This is a genomic window from Micromonospora sp. ATLC20, assembly GCF_057196585.1.
The window spans coordinates 51484-74863 of record NZ_JBXUOV010000008.1 but is presented as its reverse complement, the minus strand read 5'-3'; the positions used below and the strand labels follow the sequence as shown (position 1 = coordinate 74863).

Genomic DNA, 23380 nt, shown 5'->3' with positions numbered 1-23380 from the left:
CCCCCGTCCCGACCGGCACAGCGGCCCCGGTCGTCGCCCCCGGCGCTGGGCCCGGATCGCCGGGCCGGTGGCGCTGGCCGCGGCCTCGGTCGCCGCGGTGGGGCTCGGTGTGGGCCGGATGGCCGACTCCGGCGACGGCGGCGTCAGCACCGCCGACCGGGCGGGCGGGGAGGCGGCACCGATGGCCGCCGCGCCGTACCGGACCACCGGACCGGCAGTGCGCAGCGGCACCGACTGGACACCGGAGCGCCTCGCCGCCGACCGGGCGCCCGCCGGAGCGAAGTCGATCCCGGGAGACATGGCCGGGCCGTCCGGCGCGGCGAAGGACGGCGCGGAGACGCCCCTGTTCCGCGAGGATCAGCGCCTCAGCGCCCTCGGCGGGCTGGACCGGCTGGCCCGGCCGGAGACGCTCGCCGCGTGCCTCACCGCGATCGGGGCCGAGCACGGCGGCGGGCCGCTCACCGTGAACATGGTCGACTACGCCCGCTTCCAGGGCGTACCGGCGCTCGTGGTGACGTTCGCGGACGCCGGCGGCGCCCGCTGGGGCTGGGTGAGCGGGCCGGAGTGCGGGGTACCCGGGTCCGGCGCGGACACGCGGTTCCAGACGCGGGTAGGGTGAAAACGCGGTCACGACGCTTGTCCCGCCACGTGACCTGACCCACCGGATGACCGGCTCGGGAATCCCCGCTTCGTACGATGGCGTTCTGCAAGTCAGGCGCCGGCGTCCCTAGAGCCGTCGGCACTCGGGATCGACATCGGTGCGGCCGGTGACGAACACACACATCGGGAGACGGCAGTGGACGAGGTCCGCAACCTGATCATCATCGGCTCCGGTCCGGCCGGCTACACGGCGGCGGTCTACGCCGCCCGCGCCAACCTGAAGCCCCTGGTGATCGAGGGCGTGCAGTCGGGTGGCGCGCTGATGACCACCACCGAGGTGGAGAACTTCCCCGGCTTCGCGGACGGCATCCTCGGCCCCGAGCTGATGGACAACATGCGCAAGCAGGCCGAGCGCTTCGGCGCCGAGTTCCTCACCGACGACGTGACGCGGGTCGAGCTGAAGGACACCGGCGAGATCGGCTCCGACGCGGTGAGCACCGTGTGGGTCGGCGAGACCGCCTACCGCGCCCGCGCCGTCGTCCTCTCCACCGGCTCGGCCTGGCGTCCGCTGGGTGTGCCGGGCGAGCAGGAATACCTGGGCCACGGCGTGTCGTCCTGTGCCACCTGTGACGGCTTCTTCTTCCGCAACCAGCACATCGTGGTGGTCGGCGGCGGCGACTCGGCGATGGAGGAGGCGAGCTTCCTCACCCGTTTCGCCGAGTCGGTGACGATCCTCCACCGCCGCGACTCGTTCCGCGCCAGCAAGATCATGGCGGACCGGGCGCTGAGCAACGAGAAGATCAAGGTCGAGTGGAACACCGTGGTCGAGGAGATCCTCGGCGACGACGGCAAGGTAAGCGGCGTACGGGTGCGCAACGTGCACACCGGCGAGAGCAAGGTGCTCGACGTCACGGGCGTGTTCGTGGCGATCGGGCACGACCCGCGCAGCGAGCTGTTCCGTGGTCAGGTGGAGCTGGACGACGAGGGGTATGTGAAGGTGCAGGCCCCCAGCACCCGTACCAGCGTGCCCGGCGTGTTCGCGGCGGGTGACCTCGTCGACCACACCTACCGGCAGGCCATCACGGCGGCCGGCACCGGCTGCGCCGCCGCGCTGGACGCCGAGCGGTTCATCGCCACCATTAAGGGCTGAGAGTTCCACGAGCAAGGTTCGGAGGAGGAGAGTTCATAGTGGGTGCAACCAAGGCGGTCACGGACGCCAGCTTCGTCAGCGACGTGCTGCAGTCCGACAAGCCGGTTCTGGTCGACTTCTGGGCGGAGTGGTGCGGCCCTTGCCGCAAGGTCTCGCCGCTGCTGGAGGAGATCGCGGGCGAGATGAAGGACCAGGTCACCATCGTCAAGCTCAACATCGACGAGAACCCGGAGACGGCGCGCGCCTACCGGGTGATGTCGGTGCCGACGCTGACCATCTTCAAGAACGGCCAGCCGGTGCAGTCGATCGCCGGCGCCAAGCCGAAGGGTGAGCTGGTCAAGCTCATCGAGTCGGCGCTCTGAGCCGTACCGACACCGCCGGAACCCCCGTCACCGCACCCCGGTGGCGGGGGTTCCGGCTTCCCTGACCTGCATGAACGCGAACCCGCCGGGTATCGGCCACGGTACGCTCCGTAAGCAGCCGTCGGAGTTCCGGTCCGCCAACGTCCGTGCAGAGGGGGTCGTCGTGCGTCCGATCCGACCCGGTGACCAGGGACCGGCGGTGGCCGAGATCCGTACCGTCCTCGCCGGCCTGGAACTTCTCCCCGCCGAGGCCGCTGGTGACGATTACGACGCCCAGACCGAACGCGCGGTGCGGGCCTTCCAGCAGTCCCGCGGCCTCAGCGTCGACGGGCGGGTCGGCGCCGAGACCTGGCGGGCGCTCGACGCGGCCCGCTGGCGGTTCGGCGCCCGCGCGCTCTACCACGCCGTACCCGAGCCGCTGACCGGCGAGGACGTCCGCTCGCTCCAGGAACGGCTGCTGGAGATGGGGTACGACGTGGGCCGCGCCGACGCCATCTACGGCATCCGCACCTCCCGCGCGGTGGCGCAGTTCCAGCGGGAGATGGGCCTGAAACCGGACGGCTCGTGCGGGCCGCACACCGTCAACGCGCTGCGCCGCCTCGGCCGCAAGGTGGTCGGCGGGCGCCCGCAGTGGCTGCGCGAGTCCGACGCCATCCGGCAGGCCGGTCCGACGCTCGTCGGGCGGACCGTGGTGATCGACCCGGGGCACGGCGGCACCGACCCGGGAGTGGTGGTGCCCGATGGCACGCTGCGCTGGACCGAGGCGGACCTCGTGCACGACCTCGCCAGCCGGCTGGAGGGGCGGCTCGCGGCCGCCGGCGTGCGGGTGCAGCTCACCCGGGGCCCGTCGCCCGGCGCCTGCCTGCCGGACGCGGACCGGGCCCAGCTCGCCAACTCCCTCGGCGCCGACGTGTTCATCTCGCTGCACACCGACGGGCACGCCAACCCGGAGGCCGAGGGGGTGGCGACCTACCACTACGGCACCGACAACGGCGTCACGTCGGCCACCGGCGAGCGCCTCGCCGGGCTCGTGCAGCGGGAGATCGTGGCCCGCACCGGGCTGCGCGACTGCCGTACCCACGCCAAGGCGTGGGAGCTGCTCCGGCTCACCCGGATGCCCGCGGTACGCGTCGAGGTCGGCTACCTCACCTCACCGGACGACAGGGGGCGGCTCGTCGACCCGCGTTTCCGGGACCGGGTGGTCGAGGCCATCGTGGCCGGCGTGCAGCGGATGTACCTGCCGATCGAGCGGGACGTGCCGACCGGCTCGATCGACGTGAGCGAGCTGCGGGCGATCGTGGCCGCCGGCACCGTTCTCGACTGAGCCGCGACTCAGCTCGTCGAGCGGGTGGCGGGCGCCGGGCGGACCGGCCGCAGCAGCGTCTCCGGGCTCATCGAGCCGAGCAGCTTCTCCAGCGCGTACTCGACGTCCGACTTCCAGCTCAGCGCCGTCCGCAACTCCAGCCGCAGCCGAGGGTAGCGGGGGTGCGGCCGGACCGTCTTGAAGCCCACCGAGAGGAAGAAGTCGGCGGGCGCCACGCACGCGCGCGCCGGGTCGTCCGCGTCGTCGCCGAACTTGGCGTCGCCGAACGCCTCGATCGCCTTGATGCCGCGCTTGGTCAGGTCGCGGGCCACGCCCTGCACCAGCATCCGGCCCAGGCCGCCGTCGGCGAAGGCGGGCACCACGTGCGCCGTCATCAGCAGCGCCGCGTCCGCCGAGACCGGCGAGGTGGGAAACGCCATCGAGCGCGGGACGTACGCCGGCGGGGCGTACATGACGAAACCGGCCGGCATGCCGTCGACGTAGACGAGCTTGCCGCAGGAACCCCACTCCAGCAGCGTCTGGGAGACCCACGCCTCCTTCTCCAGGCCCGGGTCACCGGCCGCACAGGCCCGCTCCGCGGAGACCGGATCCAGCTCCCAGTAGACGCAGCTGCGGCAGGATCGAGGCAGGTCCTCCAGCGTGTCCAGGGTCAGGCTGACCAGACGTCGCGACATGAGCGCACCCCACCACTAGGCTCGGAGCGCCGGTGAGTCCCGCGCCCTCCTGCTCCCGACGAGCGATCGTACGCCCCTGTCCGGCGGTACGGGAGGGAACGCGCGAGCCCTCGCCCGGACGGCCGACGGCGGGTCCGGGATGTGGACGTGTCCACACGGCCGGTGCCGCGACCGTCACCGGGGACTACGATCGACCAACCGGCCCCCGCCGCCAATGGATGTCGGCATCGCGGGTACCACACCGGGCGGCAGCCCCGCCGACACCCGATCGAGGTGATGTCCATGACCGGCACGACGCTCGACGACTACACCGACCGGTACGCCCGGCGCGTCCGCGGGATGACCGCCTCGGAGATCCGGGCACTCTTCGCGGTGGCCAACCGGCCGGAGGTCGTCTCGCTCGCCGGTGGGGCCCCCTACATCGCCGCGCTGCCGCTCGACGCGGTCGGCGAGATGCTCGGCCGGCTCGGCTCCGAGCACGGTGCCACCACCCTCCAGTACGGCGTCGGCCAGGGTGCCCCCGAGCTGCGTGAGCGGATCTGCGAGGTGATGTCCCTGTCCGGGATCGACGCCTCCTGCGGCGCCTCACCGGAGGACGTGGTGGTCACGGTCGGCGGCCAGCAGGCCCTCGACCTGGTGGCCCGGCTCTTCCTGGACCCGGGTGACGTGGTGCTCGCCGAGGGCCCGACGTACGTCGGCGCGCTCGGGGTGTTCCAGGCCGCCCAGGCCCAGGTGGCCCACGTGCCGATGGACGACGAGGGGCTCATCCCGGAGGCGCTGGAGACGGCCATCGCCGACCTGGCCCGGGCCGGCCGGCGGGTGAAGTTCCTCTACACCATCCCCACCTACCAGAACCCCGCCGGCGTGACGCTGAGCGAGGAGCGGCGCGAGCGGGTGCTGGACATCTGCGAGCGCGCCGGTCTGCTCGTGGTGGAGGACGACCCGTACGGTCAGCTCGGTTTCGAGGGCGAGGCGCCCCGGCCGCTGCGGGCCCGGCGGCGCGACGGCGTCTTCTACCTGAGCACGTTCTCCAAGACGTTCGCGCCGGGCCTGCGGGTCGGCTGGATCCTGGCGCCGCACGCGGTCCGCGACAAGCTGGTCATCGCCAGCGAGGCGCAGATCCTCTGCCCGAGCGCCTACGCGCAGTCGGCCGTCTCGACGTACCTCGGCACCATGCCCTGGCGGCAGCAGCTCAAGGTCTACCGCGAGGTCTACCGCGAGCGCCGGGACGCGCTGCTCGACGCGATGGCCGACCTGATGCCGGAGGGCACCACCTGGACCACGCCGCGCGGCGGCCTGTTCGTCTGGGCGACGCTGCCCGACGGGCTCGACTCCAAGGCGATGATGCCGCGGGCAGTGGCCGCCCGCGTCGCGTACGTGCCGGGGACCGGCTTCTACGCCGACGGCACCGGCGCCGGGAACATGCGGCTCAACTTCTCCTTCCCGACGCCGGAGCGGATCCGCGAGGGCGTGCGCCGGCTGGCCGGGGTGATGGAGCAGGAGATCGCCATGCGCAAGGTCTTCGGCGCGGTCGGCGGTGCCGGACCGCGCCGCCGCCAGGGCGGCTCGGACGCGCCCGGCCCCGACTTGGCATGATGCCCGCATGTCCGACAGCCCCGCCGCAACGCCTCCCGTGACCGGATCCGCCACCGACGAGCTGCACGTGCTCGTACTCGCGGGCGGCCTCTCCTACGAGCGGGACGTCTCCCTGCGGTCGGGCCGCCGGGTGCTCGACGCGCTGCGCGCCGTCGGCGTCGAGGCGGAACTGCGCGACGCCGACGTGGCGCTGCTGCCCGCGCTGACCGCCGACCCGCCGGACGCGGTGGTGATCGCCCTGCACGGCGCCACCGGCGAGGACGGCTCGCTGCGCGGCGTCCTCGACCTCTGGGACGTGCCCTACGTCGGCTGCGACGCCCGGTCGTCCCGCCTCGCCTGGGACAAGCCGTCCGCCAAGGCGGTGCTGCGCGAGGCGGGCATCCCCACGCCCGACTGGGTGGCGCTGCCGCACGACCGCTTCTCCGAACTGGGCGCGGTGGCCGTCCTCGACCGCATCGTCGACCGCCTCGGGCTGCCGCTGATGGTCAAGCCGGCGCAGGGCGGTTCCGGACTGGGCGCCGCCGTGGTCAGGGAGGCGGCGTCGCTGCCGGCCGCCATGGTGGGTTGTTTCGCGTACGACCAGACCGCGCTCGTGGAACGCTACGTACCCGGAATGGACGTGGCGGTCTCCGTGCTCGACCTCGGCAAGGGGCCGCAGGCCCTGCCCCCGGTCGAGATCGTGCCGCGCAACGGCGTCTACGACTACGCGGCCCGCTACACCGCCGGGCGTACCACCTGGCACGCGCCGGCCCGGCTCGACGCCGCGACGACCGCCCGGGTGACCGAGGTGGCGCTCGCCGCGCACACCGCGCTCGGACTGCGCGACGTGTCCCGGGTCGACCTGATCGTCGACGCCGGCGGCGACCCGCACGTGCTGGAGGTGAACGTCTCCCCGGGCATGACCGAGACGTCGCTCCTGCCGCTGGCGATCCAGGCGGCGGGGCTGGACTTCGGCCGGGTCCTCGGCACGCTCGTGACCCGGGCCGCCGCCCGCCGCTGACCTCAGCTCTCCCGGGTACGCGCTGCGTCCGGCCGGTCGCTCTCGTCTCCGCCCTCGTCCCCCGCCTTGTCGTCGCCTGCGCTCGTCGGTGCGCTGCCCGGCGCGGTTTCCGGCGCCGGGCCGGCCTGCGGTGCCGGGCCGGGCTCCGACGGGCCCGCCGAGGGGTCTGAGACGTCCGCTGCCGCGTCGGACTCGGGGATCTCGTCCGCTGCCTCGATCACCGAGACGGACTCCTCCTCGGGCTCCTCAGCGGCGTTCGCAGGGGAGGTCGCGGAGAGACTCGACGGCGCCTGCCATTGGATGCGCGGCGGCTCGGCCAACGGACGACCACCGAACTCGGCGAGCCACGCGGCCACCATGGCGAGGTTCTCCCGCCACTGGTCCTCGGAGATCGGCGGCAGGATCGAATCCCACAGCGACAGGAACGTGCCCCGCAGTTGCAGCCGCCCGTACGGCCGCGCCAGGAACCACAGGTGCAGGTGCGCCGAGCCGTCGCCCCACCGGTTCACGTGGACCCGGGCCACCCCGTCGAGCGAGCGCACGGCCCGCTCCAGGCGGACGGTCATCACGCCCAGTTCGGCGGCGAGCAGGTTCGGCAGGTCGCCCAGATCCAGGTGGGAACGCGACTCCAGGATCAGGACCATCGGCAGGCCGGTGGGCCGGTCCATGGCGCGGACGCGCCACCGCTCACCGACCCAGATGTACGCCTCGTCGGGCGCGTTGCAGGCGGTGCACTCCCGGTCCGCCTCGCCACGGCGGGGAGGTTCGAACGGTACGGGCTCGTCGAGCTGCTTGACGCGGAGATCGCCCTCGAAGGGGAAGGACGGCCACTGGGTGAAGTCGGGAACTGAGGGAGGGGTGTCCGGCACGACGCTGACCCTAACCGAGTTGGCGACGCCTGTCCCTACCTGTTCCACTGGCCGCCCACCGGTTGTCCACCGCGTTGTCCACAGGCTGCCGAGATCACCAGCACAGCGCGTCATGCACTGCTCAGCAAGGGTTTCCTCGCTTCGTTTCACGTGAAACGGGGAGTGCCTGTGGACAACCGCTGTGGATAACCTCGAGTATCTCCGGGCCCGTTCTTCCAACGATCCGGCGACCGATCCGCACCGGGTGTCGGCGGCTCTCGTAGCCGTTTCACGTGAAACGGCGGGTGCGCGTCGGCGCGCTTCTCGGCTCGGTGACTCGGCGCGCTGACGCCGGGCCGGCCTCGTACCGTGACTGAGCCCTCGGCGGGTGCGGCCGATCGAACGAGGCGCCGCGGGGCGACGGGCGGAAGGTAAGTCGACAGACGAACCATCCGGCGGTTGTTCGTTGGAAACGGACCGGGCCGCGCGGATCTCGAGCCGGGCCGATCACCGCTCGGCTTATGGCCGCCGGCACCGCGCCTCATCGCTTGTACTCGGACAGCCGGGACTCGATCAGATGAGGGTCGGGTCGGTCGCCGCGTTTCACGTGAAACAGCAGGCGGGTCCGAGCCGACCGGCCGAGCCCGAGCGGGCCACACGGCCTCGGGGTTTCCGGGCGGTCGCTGATCGGGCTCGCCGCCCTGGAGTCTGCGACCACCCGGTCCGGTGCGCAGAGAGTTGGTAGGTCATTCGAGGGGGGCGCCGACGACTCAACGGAAGCCGTCCCCCGGGAATGCTGAGCCGGGCCGCACGCCTCGGCCCGTTGCCCGGGCTCCTCGCGAGAGTCCTCGGCTCGGCGGTCCCCGGTCCGGCGGTCCCCGGCTTCGTCCGCTCCCCGGCTTCGTCCGCTCCCCGGCTTCGTCCGCTCCCCGGTTCGGCCGCTCTCCCGATTGAGCACTCCCTGGTTCGGCATTACTCGGTTCGGCACTCCTCGGCTCAGCGACCCTCGGCCGGCGCTCCCCGGTTCGGCGGAGCGCGGCTCAATGCGCCTGGATCGCTCACATGCGCGATCGGATCGGGCTCTTCATAGCGACTCCCGCGCGACCGCCACGGCCGGGTGTGCTCAACCCTGCGGCCCGCCAGCGTCGTCATCCTCCGTTCGCCCGTGCCCTGGCTCAGGGCTTGTCGGACCGAGACCACGTCACTCTGGGACACGCCGGCACGCTGGCCCGGGCAGGGCGGCGCGGCGGTCGCCGGCCCGACGGCTCGAACGGCTTCACGGCACGGCGGCCTGACGGCACGGCGGCACGGCGGCCTGACGGCACGGCGGCTCGACGGGCTTTCCGGCGCAGAACCGGTTCGCGTTCGATCGGTCGGCGACACCAGCAGGCGGCTAGACGGGGTGCGTCGCGCGGAACGCTCGAGTCGTTCAAGGAACGGCTTCCGTCTGAGCCGTCGCCGTCAGCCCTTCTGCCAGACCAACGAAGTGGGCGCTCACCGACTCGTCACCGCCGAAGGCGGCCCTCGGCACCTTTGCGCACTACGCCCTCGCGTACTCGGCCGCTCAGCGCTCGGGCGCGCGGCGTGCCACCAATCAGCAGCGCGGAGAGTGGGTTCACCCGCGCCCCATCTCCTAGTCACCGGTTCCCGTTTCACGTGAAACGCGGAGCGAAGCGCGACAGCCCAAGCCCGGCCCTTCGACGGAAACGGCAATGACTTCCGAGGGGTCGTTCTCTCCGTCGACCGGAATCGCCACGACCCATCGCCGCCGCCAGAACGAACGAGCGGCACCGAACCAACCCGGATACAGATCCGGCCGCATCCCCTCATCGGGATGCGGCCGGATCGACAAACGGAGAAGGAAGGACTACGCCTCGGGCGTCCCGTCCTCGCCCATGCCGATGATCCCGACGATCCGCTCCAGGTCGTCGACGGTGGCGAACTCGATCGTGATCTTGCCCTTGCTGCGGCCGATGTCGACCTTCACCCGGGTGTCGAACCGGTCGGAGAGCCGGTCCGCGAGATCGGTGAGCGCCGGGGCGTGCGGCTTCGGCCGGCGCTTGGCGGCGGCCGACTTCGCCGGCTCCTCGGCGAGCGCCAGGTGCACGAGTTCTTCGGCGCCGCGTACGGTGATGCCCTCTCGGACGATCCGCTCGGCGAGTGCCTCCTGCGCCTCGGCGTTGTCGAGGCTGAGCAGAGCCCGGGCGTGACCGGCGGAGAGAACACCGGCGGCGACGCGGCGCTGCACGGCGGGCGGCAGGTTCATCAGCCGGATCGTGTTGGAGATCTGCGGACGGCTGCGGCCGATCCGCCGGGCCAGTTCCTCGTGTGTGGCGCCGAACTCCTCCAGCAGTTGCTGGTACGCCGCCGCCTCTTCGAGCGGGTTGAGGTTGGCGCGGTGGATGTTCTCCAGGAGCGCGTCCCGGAGCATCGCGTCGTCCTTGGTGTCCCGGACGATGGCGGGGATGGTCTCCCGGCCGACCGCCTGGGCGGCACGCCAGCGCCGCTCGCCCATCACGAGTTCGAACTTGTCGGGGTCGAGCTGGCGGACCACGATCGGCTGAAGGAAGCCGACCTCCTGGATCGAGGTCTTCAGTTCCTCCAGCGCCTCCTCGTCGAAGACGTGCCGGGGCTGCTTCGGGTTCGGCACGATCGCGTCGACCGGAATCTCCGCGAAGCGCGCGCCGGGCACCGGGCTCAGCTGTGGCTCGGGCTCGGCGGCCGGCGACGGGGTGCTTGCGACGCCACCGGTGATGGCGGCAGTCGCACCAGCGGCCGGAGCCGCCGGCGACGCGGCAGCCGGCGACGAGTCCGGTTCGGTGGCCGCCGGTTCGGCGCCCGGTACCGGGCCGGTGGGGATGAGGGCGCCGAGCCCTCGGCCCAGTCCGCCGCGGGGACGGTTCTTCATGCGACGCCTCCCAGCGACATCTCCGCACTACGCATTCCGGCTCACCGGCTCCTTGACGCCTCGCTCCGCGATCTCCTGGGCGGCCTCGAAGTAACTCGTGGCTCCCCGCGAACCGGGATCGTAGGTCATCACCGACTGGCCGTAGCTCGGCGCCTCGGAGACACGCACGTTGCGGGGGATGACCGCCTGAAGCACCTTGTCGCCGAAGTGGTTCCGGACGTCCTGCTCCACCGCGTCGGCGAGCCGGGTACGCCTGTCGTACATGGTGAGCAGGATGGTGGAGACCTCGAGCTTCGGGTTGAGGTGCTGACGAACCAGGTTGATGTTGTTTATGAGCTGGTTGAGGCCCTCCAGCGCGTAGTACTCGCACTGGATCGGGATCAGCACCTCCTGCGCGGCCACGAGCGCGTTGACGGTCAGCAGGCCGAGCGACGGCGGACAGTCTATGAAGACGTAGTCGAAGTGCCCCGGGTACGCGGCGATGGCCCGCGCCAGGCGCGACTCCCGAGCCACCACCGAGACGAGCTCGATCTCGGCGCCGGCCAGGTCGATGGTGGCCGGTACGCACCAGAGGTTCGGGATGCCCTCGACGGCCTGGGCCACCTCTTCGAGCGGCACGCTGTCGATCAGGCAGTCGTAGACGTCGGGCACGCCCGTGTGGTGCGGCACGTTCAGACCGGTGGAGGCGTTGCCCTGGGGGTCAAGGTCGACCACGAGCACCCGGTTGCCGTGCAGCGCGAGCGCCACGGCGAGGTTCACGGTGGTGGTCGTCTTACCCACGCCGCCCTTCTGGTTGGCGACGCACATCACCCGGGTCCGGTCAGGGCGCGGCATGGTGACCTCGCCACTGGGATTCAGGATCTGCACGGCGCGCATCGCCTCCATAGCCAACGGTGGATCATCCTCTTCGCGCGTCGGGGTTTCACGTGAAACGTACGTGCTGGCGTCTACCTCGTCCCCGTACCCGTCTGCCTGTGGCGTGTCGGACGGCGCCACGGTGGCCTCGGGGGCGGCCTGGTACGGCACGGCCGAGACGGGCGGCTGGGGTTCGTAGCGGGTGGGTACGGCGGCGTTCGCCCGCACCGCGGGCGGGCGCGGGGTCGGTGCGTTCACCGGACCGTCGGCCGGATCGAGCGGATCGCGGGCCGGCGGTACGTTCGCAGGCGCGGACGAGACGGGGCGCACCGGCCCGCCGACCGACGATTCCCGTCGCTTGGACGGCTGCGCCGGATACGGGGAGGCCGGTTCGCCGGACTCGTTCACCGTCCACTCCTGGTAGTTGGTTTCACGTGAAACGGGGTCGGCGGAGGGCTGGCCTCCTGGTCCGGTCAACCGTGGATCGTCGTACCTGCCGTCGTCATGCACCTGTCATCCCTACCCGCTCCGGATGGTCGGTCCGCACCCGTCGAATCGCGTCCGCGCCTCGCACGGCGCCGTCGGCTCGGCGGGAACCATCGGGTTCGGGTGCCGCCCGGCACCGCCGTTCCACACTATCGACGCGCGGTCAGCCTACGGCCGACGGGCGCGGTGGGTCCATGTCGGGTTGCGATCGATCGCGTCACGCCCACCGGTCCAACGACCGGACCGGGCGTGCGGAATGGCGTACCCGCTCAGCGGTCGCCGCGACGGCGACCGCCACGCGACCGCTTCGGCTTCTTGGGACGGCGCGGGTTGACCACGCGCTCCCGGACCACCTCGACCACAGTCGCCGGGGGGTCGATCACCCCTTCGCCACAGCGGTGCAGTTCCGGGGTCCCGCCGCCGAGGCGGATCACGGCCTCGGTGTGCTCGGTGATCTCGTCGGCCGCCGAGGCGCCCTTGAGTGCGACCAGCCGTCCGCCGGGAGCCACGAGCGGCAGGCACCAGGAGGCGAGCCGGTCCAGCGGGGCCACCGCGCGGGCGGTCACGATGTCGGCGCTCAGCGGTTCCCGGTCGCGCGACCCGGCCGCCGCCTCCTCGGCCCGCCCACGGAACACACGCACGTCCCGGGTCACGCCGAGGCGCTGCACCGCCTCGATCAGGAAGGCGGTTCGCCGGGCCAGCGGCTCCACGAGCGTCACGGTGAGGTCGGGGCGCGCGATCGCCAGCACCAGACCGGGGAGCCCGGCGCCGGAGCCGACGTCGATCACGCTGGCTCCCTCCGGGATCCGTTCCGCCACCACCGCGCAGTTGAGCAGGTGCCGCTCCCAGAGCCGCGGCGTCTCGCGGGGCCCGATCAGGCCGCGAACCACGCCGTCGGTGGCGAGCAGTTCGGCGTACGCGGCGGCCAGGTCGAGCCGGTCGCCGAACAACGCGCGGGCGGCCTCCGCCAGCTCGGGCGGCAGCGTCGCCGTCGCCGGGTCGGGGGCACCGGCGTCGCCACCACCGTCCACGAGGGACGGTCCGTCCGCCGACGGTTCCGCGAAGACCGGGTCGGCCGCCGCGGCCGGAGCCGCCGGTGCCACGTCCGCCGCCGGCTCACCGGAGAAGGCGGGCATCACGTCCACCGCCGGGTCTGCGGGCTCGACCCCGGGCACCACCGCCGGCTCGCCGGAGAAGGCGGGCTCGCCGGGGTCGGTCACGGCCTTTCCCGGGTACGCGGGGTCGGCCGGCCCGTCGTCGTCGGAGAAGACCGGGTCGACAGTGGGGTCGGGGCGCACAGCCGACGGCCCGGGCGGCATACCGCCCGGGCCGGTCACGGCTCCTGCCGTCGTCTCGTCGGAGATCACGGACCTCAGTCCACCGGCCGGACGACGATGCGGCGGTTGGGCTCGACGCCCTCGGACTCGCTCTCCACCCCGCTCATCGCGTTCACCACGTCGTGCACGCACTTGCGCTCGAACGCGGACATCGGCTCCAGGCGCACCGGCTCGCCGTGCTCCTTGACCTTCTCGACCGCGTTCTTCGCCACGGCGGCCAGCTCCTTGCGGCGGGCGGCCCGGTAGCCGCCGACGTCGAGCAGCAGCCGGCTCGGCGTGCCGGTCTGGCGGAACACGGCCAGCCGGGCCAGTTCCTGGAGCGCCTCCAGGGTCGCGCCACGCTGGCCGACCAGGTTCTGCAGCCGGCCACCTACCACCTCGACGACCGGGCGGCCACCCGACACCAGCTCGTCGATGTCACCGTCGTAGTCGAGGATGTCCAGCAGACCCTCGACGTAGTCGGCGGCGATCTCGCTCTGCCGGAACAGGTCGCTCTCGGCCGGGGCCTTCTTCTCCCGGGCCTCGCCCGCGGCGTCCTCGGTCTCGGTGGCGGCGGTAACGGGGGTCTCCTCGTCCAGGGACTGGTCGGCGCTGGGGATGCTGGTCTCGGTCACGGGTCTCATCTCCGTACTCGCTCGGCCGGACCGTCGGGGGTCCGCTGGTCTCCCGGGGCCGGCGGGAGGTTCGCCGGGTGCCCTCGGGCACGTCTGTACGGGCCAGTTTCGCCCGTGTCCGCGCTCCGCGCGGTGATTCCGGCCCGGCGCCGACTCCTCGGATGGCAGCACGCGGCCGGAACGGGCCACCGCCGACGTCGCCGACGGTGGCCCTGTGGGCTCAGCCCTGTCGCTTGGCGGGCTTGCTGCCACCCTTCTTCGGGTTGACCGGCTTGGCACCAGGCTTCGGGCCGGCCACCTTCGGCGCGGCGGCCGGAGCCTTCGCCGGCGGCTGGGCCGCCTTGCGGCCGAACAGGCCACCGGCCTTGGCCGGCTGCACCGGGTTCTTGCCGGAGGTGCTCTTGGCGGCGCTGGTGCTCTTCGCGGTCGGCGGCGGCGGGAACTTCCGCAGCACCCACTGCTGCTGGCCGAGCGTGAAGAGGTTGTTGGTGACCCAGTAGATGATCACACCGATCGGGAAGATCGCACCCGAGATCAGCAGCGACAGCGGGATGCCGTAGAGCATCAGCCGCTGCACCATGCGCTGCTGCGGGTCCTCGGCCCACCCGGTCTTGAGGATCATCTGACGGCTGGTCAGGTAGGTGGTGGCGATCATGATCAGCACCAGGATGCCGGCGACCACCTTGACCGTGCCGGTGTTCGCACCCAGCCGGCTCAGTTCCTCGGCGGTGGAGCCGAACTTGCCGGAGATCGGTGCGGTGAACAGCGTCGCGTTGGAGGCGCTGTTGAACTGGTCGACGGTCCAGCCGTACAGGGTCTTGCCCTGGTTGTCGGGGCTGAGGCGGCGCAGCGTGTGGAACAGGCCCAGGAAGACCGGGATCTGGAGGAACATCGGAAGGCAGCCCATGAGCGGGTTGGCCTTTTCCTTCCGATAGAGCTCCATCATCTCCTTCTGGAGCGTCTCCCGGTCACCCTTGTGCTTCTCCTGGAGCTCCTTGACCTTCGGCTGGAGCGCCTGCATGGCACGCTGCGACTTGATCTGCTTGACGAAGACCGGGAACAGGATCACCCGGACCGTCACCACCAGGAAGACGATGGCGAGGATCCAGGCCCAGTTCGTACCGATCACGGCCCCGACCGGAACTCCGATGGCGTCCCAGGCCGAGTGCCAGGTCAGCAGGATCCACGAGATCGCGTAGTAGATCCAGTCGAGACTAAACACTCAGGCTCCAGTCACGTCGGAACGGCGGCGGTCGCCCGGCTCCGGAACCGGGTCGTGTCCACCAGGGTGGAAGGGGTGGCAGCGCGACAGCCGACGGACCGTCAGCCAGGCTCCCCGCAGCGCACCGTGCCGGGACACCGCCTCCACGGCGTAGGCACTGCACGACGGGTAGAACCGGCAGCGGGCCGGCAGTGCCGGACTTATCCACCGACGGTACGCGATGATGGGCGCCAGCAGCATGCGGGCACCGGTTGTGGGCGACGGAGTCGCCGTCGTCGGGCCGCTCACCGCGACCGCCGTCCCCGGGGGGCCCGCGCGGCGGCGATGGCCGCGTCCAGGTCGGCCCCGAGCCGGGTGTACGTCGCGTCGGCCGATGCGGGCAGCGCGCGTACCACGAGGGTGGTGCCGGTGGGCAGCTCGGCCAGCCGCTCGCGGACCAGGTGCCGGAGCCGGCGGCGGACCTTGTTGCGGACCACAGCGCCGCCGACGGCCTTGGACACGACGAAGCCGGCGCGGCTCGGTGCGGAATTCTCCGCACCGATGCTTCGCGCCGGCTCCGGCGAGAGTGTCGCGGTGGTGCCGATCGGCTCGGGGATGGTCAGGTGGACCACGACGGCGCCACGGCCGACGCGTCGGCCACCGCGAACCGCTGCGGCGAAGTCGCTACTGCGCCGCAGTCGTTGCGCGGCGGCCAGCACGACTGCCCACGTCCCCGGACCGGACCTGTCGGCGTCAGGCCGACAGGCGCGCGCGGCCCTTGGAGCGACGGGTCGAGATGATGGCGCGGCCGGCACGGGTGCGCATGCGCAGCCGGAAGCCGTGGGTCTTCGCGCGCCGGCGGTTGTTCGGCTGGTAGGTGCGCTTGCTCACGTCAGGCTCTCCGTTGTCGTACGCCCCGCGCGGCGGATCGCCCGGGGTCGTGTGCTGGTCCAGATCACCTGTCGGTGACCTCCGATCGGCGCTGCCGTGACACGCTCCCCGGCGATGCGGGGTGACAGCCACGGACAGCAAGCATCAATCACCCTAGCAGAGGGCGAGAGAGCAGCCGCTCCAGCCTACGCAGGGGCGCAATGACCGTCAAACGTCACACTCGGGCGTCCGACCTGCGGGCAAGCGCGACCGAAGGGGCGGTTTTCACTGATGTTGCCAAGGTCGTCAGGGTGTCGCCGGTTGATGCTGTGGGGTCCGCGCTGTTAGCGTGCGCGATTGCGGTCGGCGTCGGGGGTCCGGGGTTTGTCGCCGATCGGCAAGACCGGACACGCTGTTGAATCGTTCGGCACGGTGAACCCGCTTCAACGCCTCCGTGGATCGAGGGGGGCAGGTCCGACCCGCGTCCGGTGGGCGGCCACAATCGGTCGGTACACAGGCTGTGGATAACTTGTGGATGACGACCGGTCAGCCGTCCGGGCGGGCGTGAGAAGGAGCAGGCGAGGGGGTGGCACGACGGTGACCGGAGCGACCGACCTTGCCGCGGTGTGGACGGCGACCACCGACGAACTCGCCGACGAGATCATCTCCGCGCAACAACGGGCGTACCTCCGGCTCACCCGCCTGCGGGCGATCGTCGAGGACACGGCGCTGCTCTCGGTGCCGGACGCCTTCACCCGGGACGTGATCGAGTCCCGGCTCCGCCCGGCCATCACCGAGGCGTTGAGCCGCCGGCTCGGCCGGCCGATCCAGGTGGCGGTCACCGTGCGGGTCGCCGACGACCCGAATGCCCGCCCGGCCGGCACCGTCTACCGCAGCAGCCCGGAGCCGCTGCCCGAGCACGACGGCGCCGCCCCGCTGCCCGGCTTCGACCAGCCCGGCCCGCCCGCCTCCGCCCAGGCCTTCCCGTCGCCGCGCCCGGAACCCGGGTACGCCGAGGCCGGATATGGCGAACCGCGCCCGGAGCAGCCGCTCGACGAGCCGGCCCCGCGGCAGCGGACCGCCGACGGCGGCCGCCCGCACCTCATCCCGGCCGGCCGGGACGCACAGGACACGCTCTTCAGCGCCGCGTTCGCCGAGCCGGTACGCACCGCGCCCGAGCGCCGCGCCTTCGACGAGCGCACCCGCATCGAGCCGCCCGTGCCCGACGCCGGCGGATACGAGCCCCGCTACCGGGAGAGCCCGCCCGCCGACCCCGCGCCGATGCGCGGCCTGCCCCGGGACGGCGCCACCGACAACGGCCCCGGCCGGGGTGGCGCCGACCACCACCGCCCGGGAGGCGGCCAGGCCGACCGGAGGCTCCCCGGCGGTACGGAGAGCGGCGGCAACCGGCTCAACCCGAAGTACATGTTCGAGACGTTCGTCATCGGCTCGTCGAACCGGTTCGCGCACGCCGCGAGCGTGGCGGTGGCCGAGTCGCCGGCGAAGGCGTACAACCCGCTGTTCATCTACGGCAGCTCCGGGCTGGGCAAGACCCACCTGCTGCACGCCATCGGGCACTACGCCACGACGCTCGGCAACGCGCGCTCGGTCCGGTACGTCTCGACCGAGGAGTTCACGAACGACTTCATCAACTCGCTGCGCGACGACAAGACGAGCGCGTTCCAGCGCCGCTACCGGGACGTGGACATCCTCCTGATCGACGACATCCAGTTCCTGGAGAACCGGGAGCGGACGCAGGAGGAGTTCTTCCACACCTTCAACACGCTGCACAACGCCAACAAGCAGATCGTGATCACCTCTGACCGCTCGCCGAAGCAGCTGGCGACGCTGGAGGACCGGCTGCGTACGCGCTTCGAGTGGGGTCTGCTCGCCGACATCCAGCCGCCGGACCTGGAGACGCGGATCGCGATCCTGCAGAAGAAGGCGGCCCAGGAGCGGCTGTTCGCTCCGCCGGACGTGCTGGAGTTCATCGCGTCCCGGGTGTCGAACTCGATCCGCGAACTGGAGGGGGCGCTGATCCGCGTCACCGCCTTCGCCAGCCTCACCCGCTCGTCGGTCGAGCTGTCGCTGGCCGAGGAGGTGCTGCGGGACTTCATTCCGGACGGCGCCGGCCCGGAGATCACCGCGGACCAGATCATGGTGTCGACGGCCGACTACTTCGGGGTGAGCCTGGAGGACCTGCGCGGCCATTCCCGCTCCCGGGTGCTGGTGAACGCGCGCCAGGTGGCCATGTACCTGTGCCGGGAGCTGACCGACCTGTCGCTGCCCCGGATCGGGCAGGCGTTCGGCGGCCGGGACCACACGACGGTGATGCACGCGGACCGCAAGATCCGTCAGCAGATGGCGGAGCGGCGCTCGCTCTACAACCAGATCGCCGAGCTGACGAACCGCATCAAGCAGAACACCTGACCGCCCCACCCTCGCACTGCCCTCGCGTCCCTCCCCGCTCCCGCCGCCCTCCCCGCTCCCGCCACTCCAGCGGTGATCAAGGAGGGCGGACGCGCGAACGTCCCCGCAGATCTTGGAAGCTTGGCGCCCTCATAGGGGCCGTTTCCTACCAAGATCTCGCCGGAGCTGAGCGCCGCGCCTTGACCGGGGGGTGATCGGCGGCCACGGGGACCCCTCACCGCTACGTCCCGCCCCTCGCTCTCGCCCACCGGCCTCCCCGTCGATCATGAAGCTGGCGGCGACAAACCGGACGCGAACGCCGTCAACTTCATGATCAGCTGAAGCAGGGCGGGCGGAGCCGCGGGTGGCAAGTAGCCGACAGCGGGGAACTGTTGACCCTCGACCCGGTGGAGGGCCCAGGATCTGTCGTGTGTTCGTCCACAGCTCGTACCCGTTGTCCACAGCCCCTGTGTCACAGGCGGTGGACAACCACGCTTCGCACTCGGCCGGTTACCCACAGACTGTGGACAACTCCTGGGGACGACGCTGTGGACGCCTGGGGACGACTGTCCCGTTGTCCCCAGACAGCGACCAGCCTGTGGGCGAGCTGTTGAAGGTTCTGGGGACGACGGCTGTGGACGTCTCCGGCGCTGTCCACAGCGCTGGGGAGAAAACCGGTGGATTACCGGTGGACAACCGGTGGACAGCCGTGGAAAACCCGGCGGCCGGCGAGGGCTGTGGACCGGGACACGAGTTTTACCCCTGGTTCTCCACAGCCAAACCACCGGTGGATAACGTGTCTGACCTGCGCGGACGGCGGTTCTCCACAGTTTGCACAGGTGCGATGAAGACGATGAGTTATCTCTTCTAAACAACAAAAACCAATCATCACCGTTGGACTTCCTGTGGATCGGGCCGGAGCACTGCCGCCGGCAGTCGCCCGGGGCACCTGGATCCACGGGGTCGGGCGCACAGCCGATGCCCCAGCGCCTTAAGGTGCGATGGGTGCCCGCACGGTCGGGCGGGACGGGTGGCAGCGGTCGGCATGAGAGAGTTGTCGCTGACGTCGACGCGGAGGCATTGATGAAGTTCCGAGTGGAGCGCGACGCGCTCGCCGAGGCGGTCGCGTGGACCGCCAAGAGCCTGCCCAACCGACCCTCCGTACCGGTGCTGGCCGGGGTGATGCTCCGCGTCACCGACGGCAACCTGCAGGTCTCCGGCTTCGACTACGAGGTCTCCAGCCAGGTGACGGTCGAGGTGCAGGGTGACGCGGACGGCGCCGCCCTGGTCTCCGGCCGCCTGCTCGCCGAGATCACCAAGGCCCTGCCGGCCAAGCCGGTGGACATCGCCGCCGTCGGCGCCCACCTCGAACTGGTCTGCGGCAGCGCCCGGTTCACGCTGCCCACCATGCCGGTGGAGGACTACCCGACGCTGCCGGAGATGCCGGAGAGCGCCGGCACCGTCGACGCCGCCGCCTTCGCCTCCGCCGTGGCCCAGGTGGCTGTGGCCGCCGGCCGCGACGAGACGCTGCCGATGATGACCGGTGTACGGATCGAGCTGAGCGGCAGCACGATGGCCATGCTGGCGACCGACCGTTACCGCCTCGCGCTGCGCGAGATGGAGTGGAACCCGGACGACCCGGAGATCAGCCTCAACGCGCTGGTACCGGCCCGTACGCTGCACGACACCGCGAAGGCACTCGGCCCGCTCGGCGGCCACGTCACCATGGCGCTGTCCTCCGGCGGTGCCGGTGAGGGCATGATCGGTTTCTCCGGTGGCACCCGCCGGACCACCAGCCGGCTGCTCGACGGCGCCAACTACCCGCCGGTGCGCTCGCTGTTCCCGGCCGACCACAACGCCGAGGCCCGCGTCGCCGTCGCCTCGCTCATCGAGGTGGTCAAGCGCGTCGCGCTGGTCGCCGAGCGCACCACGCCGGTGCTGCTCAGCTTCAGCGCCGACGGTCTCGTGGTCGAGGCGGGCGGCACCGAGGAGGCCCGGGCCAGCGAGGCCATGGATGCCACCTTCAGCGGCGAGCCGCTGACCATCGGGTTCAACCCGCAGTACCTCATCGACGGTCTGGCCAACCTGGGCGCGCAGCACGCCCTGCTCCGGTTCGTCGACGCGTTCAAGCCCGCGGTCATCTCCCCGGCAGGCGAGGACGGCGAGGTCATCCCGGGGTACCGGTACCTCATCATGCCGATCCGCGTGTCCCGCTGATCGCAGCAGCACGACCCTGACGTACGGAGGTAGGAGCAGATGCAGCTCGGCCTGGTAGGACTCGGCCGCATGGGCGGCAACATGCGGGAGCGGTTGCGCGCCGCCGGGCACGAGGTGGTCGGCTACGACCACAACCCGGAGATCAGCGACGCCGCGAGCCTGGCCGAGCTTGCCGAGAAGCTCCAGTCGCCCCGCGCGGTGTGGGTCATGGTCCCCGCCGGCGTCACCGACGCCACGATCGACGAGCTCGCCGGTGTGCTCGGCGAGGGCGACATCATCATCGACGGCGGCAACTCCCGGTTCAGCGACGACGCCCCGCGCGCCGAGCGGCTGAACGAGCAGGGCATCGGCTACATCGACGTCGGCGTGTCCGGCGGCGTCTGGGGCCGGCAGAACGGGTACGCGCTGATGGTCGGCGGCGCGCAGGAGCACGTCGAGCGGCTGATGCCGATCTTCGAGTCGCTCAAGCCCGAGGGCGAGTTCGGCTTCGTGCACGCCGGCCCGGTCGGCGCCGGTCACTACGCCAAGATGGTGCACAACGGCATCGAGTACGGCCTGATGCACGCGTACGCCGAGGGCTACGAGCTGCTGGCGGCCTCGGAGCTGGTGACGAACGTGCCCGGCGTGTTCAAGTCGTGGCGCGAGGGCACCGTCGTGCGCTCCTGGCTGCTCGACCTGCTGGACCGGGCACTCGACGAGGACCCGGGGCTGGCCGAGCTGAGCGGCTACACCGAGGACACCGGCGAGGGCCGCTGGACCGTGGACGAGGCGGTCCGGCTCGCCGTACCGCTCAACGTCATCACCGCGTCGCTGTTCGCCCGGTTCGCCTCCCGGCAGGACGACTCGCCCGCGATGAAGGCCGTCGCCGCGCTGCGCCAGCAGTTCGGCGGCCACGCCGTCCACAAGCGCTGACCGGTATCCACAGGCTGTGTACGTCCGCCGGCTCGAACTGGTCGACTTCCGCTCGTACGAGCGCGTCGGCGTCGACCTGGAGCCGGGGCCGAACGTGCTCGTCGGCGCGAACGGCGTCGGCAAGACCAACCTGGTCGAGGCGCTGGGCTACGTGGCGACCCTGGACTCGCACCGGGTCGCCACCGACGCCCCGCTGGTGCGGATGGGCGCCGCGTCGGCGGTGATCCGCTGCGCCGTGGTGCATGAGGGCCGGGAGCTGCTGGTCGAGCTGGAGATCGTGCCGGGCAAGGCCAACCGGGCCCGGCTCGGCCGGTCTCCGGCCCGACGTGCCCGGGACGTGCTCGGCGCGCTGCGCCTGGTGTTGTTCGCGCCGGAGGACCTGGAACTGGTCCGCGGCGATCCGGCCGAACGCCGCCGCTACCTGGACGACCTGCTGGTCACCCGCCAGCCCCGCTACGCCGGGGTCCGCGCCGACTACGAGCGGGTGGTCAAGCAACGCAACGCGCTGCTGCGTACGTCGTACCTCGCTCGGAAGACCGGTGGCACGCGCGGCGGTGACCTGTCGACGCTGGCCGTGTGGGACGCGCATCTGGCGCAGCACGGCGCGGACCTGCTCGCCGGCCGCCTGGAACTGGTGGCCGCGCTGACCCCGCACGTGGCGAAGGCGTACGACGCGGTGGCGGCCGGCCGCGGCGCGGCGGGCATCGCGTACCGGCCCTCGGTGGAACTGCCCGAACCCGGCGCGGACCGCGCGGCGCTGGCGGAGGCGCTCGCCGCCGCGCTCACCGCGAACCGGGCCGCCGAGATCGAGCGCGGCACCACGCTCGTCGGCCCGCACCGCGACGACCTGGCGCTGACGCTCGGCCCGCTGCCCGCCAAGGGGTACGCGAGCCACGGCGAGTCCTGGTCGTACGCGCTGGCGTTGCGGCTGGCCGGGTACGACCTGCTGCGCGCCGACGGGATCGAACCGGTGCTGGTGCTCGACGACGTCTTCGCCGAGCTGGACACCGGCCGGCGGGAGCGGCTGGCCGAGCTGGTCGGCGGCGCCAGTCAGCTTCTGGTCACCTGCGCGGTGGACGACGACGTGCCGGCGACGCTGCGCGGCACCCGGTACGCGGTGGGCGAGGGGACGGTGCGGCGTGCCTGATGACGAGGTGCAGCTCCCGCCCGCACGGCTCGGGCCGGGACGCGACGCGCGTACCCCGGAAAAGCCCGCGGGCGGTGAGCCGGCCGCGAACCTGCCGGAGGGCTCGACCGGGCCGGAACTGGCCCGGGCGGTGCTCGACGCGGCGAAGGCCCGGCGGCAGGCGGCGGCTCCGCGACGGCGCGGCGCGGTCCGCGGCGACGGCGAGAAGCGGCTGCGCGGCTACTCCGGCCCGGGTCCGGACCCGCGCGACCCGCAGCCGCTCGGCGCGGTGCTGGACAAGCTGATGAAGGCGCGGGGCTGGCAGAAGCCGGCGGCCGAGGCGACGGTGTTCGGCGCGTGGGAGAAGGTGGTCGGCCCGGAGGTCGCGCAGCACAGCCGCCCGGTCAAGCTGGAGGACGGCGAGCTGACGGTGGAGGCGCGTTCGACGGCGTGGGCGACCCAGTTGCGCCTGCTGGCGAGCTCGCTGTTGCAGCAGATCGCCCGCGAGGTGGGCCACAACGTGGTGCGCAAGCTGCACATCCACGGGCCGGCGGCGCCGTCGTGGTCGCGCGGCCCCCGACGGGTACGCGGGCGCGGCCCCCGCGACACCTACGGCTGACCGACGCCCCCCGAGCGCCGCGCCTCACGCCTGGCGCGCTTGAGTTCGCGCTGCTCACGGCTCCACTGCTTGCGGCGCTCCAGGTCTTCCTTCCACGCGTCGCGGGCCAGCTTCGAGCCGCCCTGCACCGCGCCCTGCACCTGGGACGGGCCGGCGAGGTTGCGGAACACCCAGCCCAACAGGCGGCCACCCTTGCCGGAGGCGTCGCCCACCTGCTCGTCGTCGCTCATTCCGCCGCCTCCCTGTTTTGTGTGCAAACCATTGGTACACCA

General features: G+C 72.0%; 21 protein-coding genes and 1 pseudogene. 11 read left to right on the top strand and 11 right to left on the bottom strand.

Annotation, left to right across the window (positions count from 1 at the left end; genetic code table 11):
• The 4 genes and pseudogenes from AC2CHG_RS03875 to AC2CHG_RS03860 form a co-directional block, all read left to right on the top strand.
• Window positions 1–619 (top strand): annotated as a pseudogene (locus AC2CHG_RS03875) (hypothetical protein); the annotation flags it as partial.
• A 177-nt stretch (window positions 620–796) separates the two neighbouring features.
• Window positions 797–1750, top strand: coding sequence for a thioredoxin-disulfide reductase (gene trxB / locus AC2CHG_RS03870; protein WP_484524162.1), 954 nt, complete (start codon window positions 797–799; stop codon window positions 1748–1750).
• A 38-nt stretch (window positions 1751–1788) separates the two neighbouring features.
• Window positions 1789–2112, top strand: coding sequence for a thioredoxin (trxA, locus tag AC2CHG_RS03865; protein ID WP_013289375.1), 324 nt, complete (start codon window positions 1789–1791; stop codon window positions 2110–2112).
• A gap of 163 nt (window positions 2113–2275) precedes the next feature.
• Window positions 2276–3436 carry an N-acetylmuramoyl-L-alanine amidase gene (locus AC2CHG_RS03860; RefSeq protein WP_484524161.1) on the top strand — a complete coding sequence of 387 codons (1161 nt, stop codon included), beginning with the start codon at window positions 2276–2278 and terminating at the stop codon, window positions 3434–3436.
• An 8-nt stretch (window positions 3437–3444) separates the two neighbouring features.
• Here the strand turns inward: AC2CHG_RS03860 and AC2CHG_RS03855 are convergent, their stop codons facing one another.
• Window positions 3445–4110 (bottom strand): GNAT family N-acetyltransferase, encoded by a 666-nt coding sequence (locus AC2CHG_RS03855; RefSeq protein ID WP_013289377.1) that lies wholly within the window; start codon window positions 4108–4110, stop codon window positions 3445–3447.
• A 282-nt stretch (window positions 4111–4392) separates the two neighbouring features.
• Here AC2CHG_RS03855 and AC2CHG_RS03850 point away from each other — a divergent pair, with 282 nt between their 5' ends.
• Both AC2CHG_RS03850 and AC2CHG_RS03845 read left to right on the top strand, forming a co-directional pair.
• Window positions 4393–5706 (top strand): aminotransferase-like domain-containing protein, encoded by a 1314-nt coding sequence (locus AC2CHG_RS03850; RefSeq protein ID WP_262012912.1) that lies wholly within the window; start codon window positions 4393–4395, stop codon window positions 5704–5706.
• 7 nt (window positions 5707–5713) lie between these two features.
• Window positions 5714–6706, top strand: a complete 993-nt coding sequence (locus AC2CHG_RS03845) for a D-alanine--D-alanine ligase family protein (protein ID WP_484524160.1) — start codon at window positions 5714–5716, stop codon at window positions 6704–6706.
• A 2-nt stretch (window positions 6707–6708) separates the two neighbouring features.
• Here the strand turns inward: AC2CHG_RS03845 and AC2CHG_RS03840 are convergent, their stop codons facing one another.
• The 9 genes from AC2CHG_RS03840 to rpmH all read right to left on the bottom strand — a co-directional run bounded on the left by AC2CHG_RS03840 (window position 6709) and on the right by rpmH (window position 15846).
• On the bottom strand, window positions 6709–7575 hold the full coding sequence (locus AC2CHG_RS03840; RefSeq protein ID WP_484524159.1) for a hypothetical protein: 867 nt from the start codon (window positions 7573–7575) through the stop codon (window positions 6709–6711).
• 1846 nt (window positions 7576–9421) lie between these two features.
• Window positions 9422–10462, bottom strand: a complete 1041-nt coding sequence (locus AC2CHG_RS03835; RefSeq protein WP_357209543.1) for a ParB/RepB/Spo0J family partition protein — start codon at window positions 10460–10462, stop codon at window positions 9422–9424.
• Between the two features lie 27 nt (window positions 10463–10489).
• Window positions 10490–11827, bottom strand: coding sequence for a ParA family protein (locus tag AC2CHG_RS03830; RefSeq protein ID WP_484524158.1), 1338 nt, complete (start codon window positions 11825–11827; stop codon window positions 10490–10492).
• 245 nt (window positions 11828–12072) lie between these two features.
• A complete protein-coding gene (gene rsmG / locus AC2CHG_RS03825) occupies window positions 12073–12834 on the bottom strand; it encodes a 16S rRNA (guanine(527)-N(7))-methyltransferase RsmG (RefSeq protein WP_402813040.1) in 762 nt (253 codons plus the stop codon).
• A gap of 341 nt (window positions 12835–13175) precedes the next feature.
• Window positions 13176–13763 carry a Jag family protein gene (locus AC2CHG_RS03820; protein ID WP_135242593.1) on the bottom strand — a complete coding sequence of 196 codons (588 nt, stop codon included), beginning with the start codon at window positions 13761–13763 and terminating at the stop codon, window positions 13176–13178.
• 211 nt (window positions 13764–13974) lie between these two features.
• Window positions 13975–14976 carry a membrane protein insertase YidC gene (gene yidC, locus AC2CHG_RS03815; RefSeq protein ID WP_262012908.1) on the bottom strand — a complete coding sequence of 334 codons (1002 nt, stop codon included), beginning with the start codon at window positions 14974–14976 and terminating at the stop codon, window positions 13975–13977.
• Window positions 14977–15216 carry a membrane protein insertion efficiency factor YidD gene (yidD, locus tag AC2CHG_RS03810; protein WP_013477538.1) on the bottom strand — a complete coding sequence of 80 codons (240 nt, stop codon included), beginning with the start codon at window positions 15214–15216 and terminating at the stop codon, window positions 14977–14979. It abuts the gene before it with no gap.
• A gap of 44 nt (window positions 15217–15260) precedes the next feature.
• Window positions 15261–15674, bottom strand: coding sequence for a ribonuclease P protein component (rnpA, locus tag AC2CHG_RS03805; RefSeq protein WP_484524157.1), 414 nt, complete (start codon window positions 15672–15674; stop codon window positions 15261–15263).
• A 34-nt stretch (window positions 15675–15708) separates the two neighbouring features.
• Window positions 15709–15846 carry a 50S ribosomal protein L34 gene (gene rpmH, locus AC2CHG_RS03800; protein ID WP_013289388.1) on the bottom strand — a complete coding sequence of 46 codons (138 nt, stop codon included), beginning with the start codon at window positions 15844–15846 and terminating at the stop codon, window positions 15709–15711.
• 576 nt (window positions 15847–16422) lie between these two features.
• On the opposite strand from rpmH, the gene dnaA reads away from it, so the two are divergent.
• The 5 genes from dnaA (at window position 16423) to AC2CHG_RS03775 (ending at window position 23108) form a co-directional block, all read left to right on the top strand.
• On the top strand, window positions 16423–18255 hold the full coding sequence (gene dnaA, locus AC2CHG_RS03795; RefSeq protein WP_269697865.1) for a chromosomal replication initiator protein DnaA: 1833 nt from the start codon (window positions 16423–16425) through the stop codon (window positions 18253–18255).
• A 1062-nt stretch (window positions 18256–19317) separates the two neighbouring features.
• The gene (gene dnaN, locus AC2CHG_RS03790) at window positions 19318–20451 is read left to right on the top strand and encodes a DNA polymerase III subunit beta (protein WP_262012905.1); all 1134 of its coding nucleotides are present in this window, start codon (window positions 19318–19320) and stop codon (window positions 20449–20451) included.
• A gap of 39 nt (window positions 20452–20490) precedes the next feature.
• Entirely contained in the window at window positions 20491–21363 is an 873-nt protein-coding gene (gene gnd, locus AC2CHG_RS03785) for a phosphogluconate dehydrogenase (NAD(+)-dependent, decarboxylating) (protein WP_484524156.1), read from the top strand.
• 16 nt (window positions 21364–21379) lie between these two features.
• Window positions 21380–22510 carry a DNA replication/repair protein RecF gene (gene recF, locus AC2CHG_RS03780; RefSeq protein ID WP_013473313.1) on the top strand — a complete coding sequence of 377 codons (1131 nt, stop codon included), beginning with the start codon at window positions 21380–21382 and terminating at the stop codon, window positions 22508–22510.
• A complete protein-coding gene (locus tag AC2CHG_RS03775) occupies window positions 22503–23108 on the top strand; it encodes a DciA family protein (RefSeq protein ID WP_484524155.1) in 606 nt (201 codons plus the stop codon). Before recF ends, AC2CHG_RS03775 begins: the two co-directional genes overlap by 8 nt.
• Here AC2CHG_RS03775 and AC2CHG_RS03770 read toward each other — a convergent pair.
• Window positions 23099–23338 (bottom strand): hypothetical protein, encoded by a 240-nt coding sequence (locus AC2CHG_RS03770; RefSeq protein WP_013283216.1) that lies wholly within the window; start codon window positions 23336–23338, stop codon window positions 23099–23101. The two genes, AC2CHG_RS03775 and AC2CHG_RS03770, sit on opposite strands and share 10 nt — an antisense overlap.
• Window positions 23339–23380 lie beyond the last annotated feature (42 nt).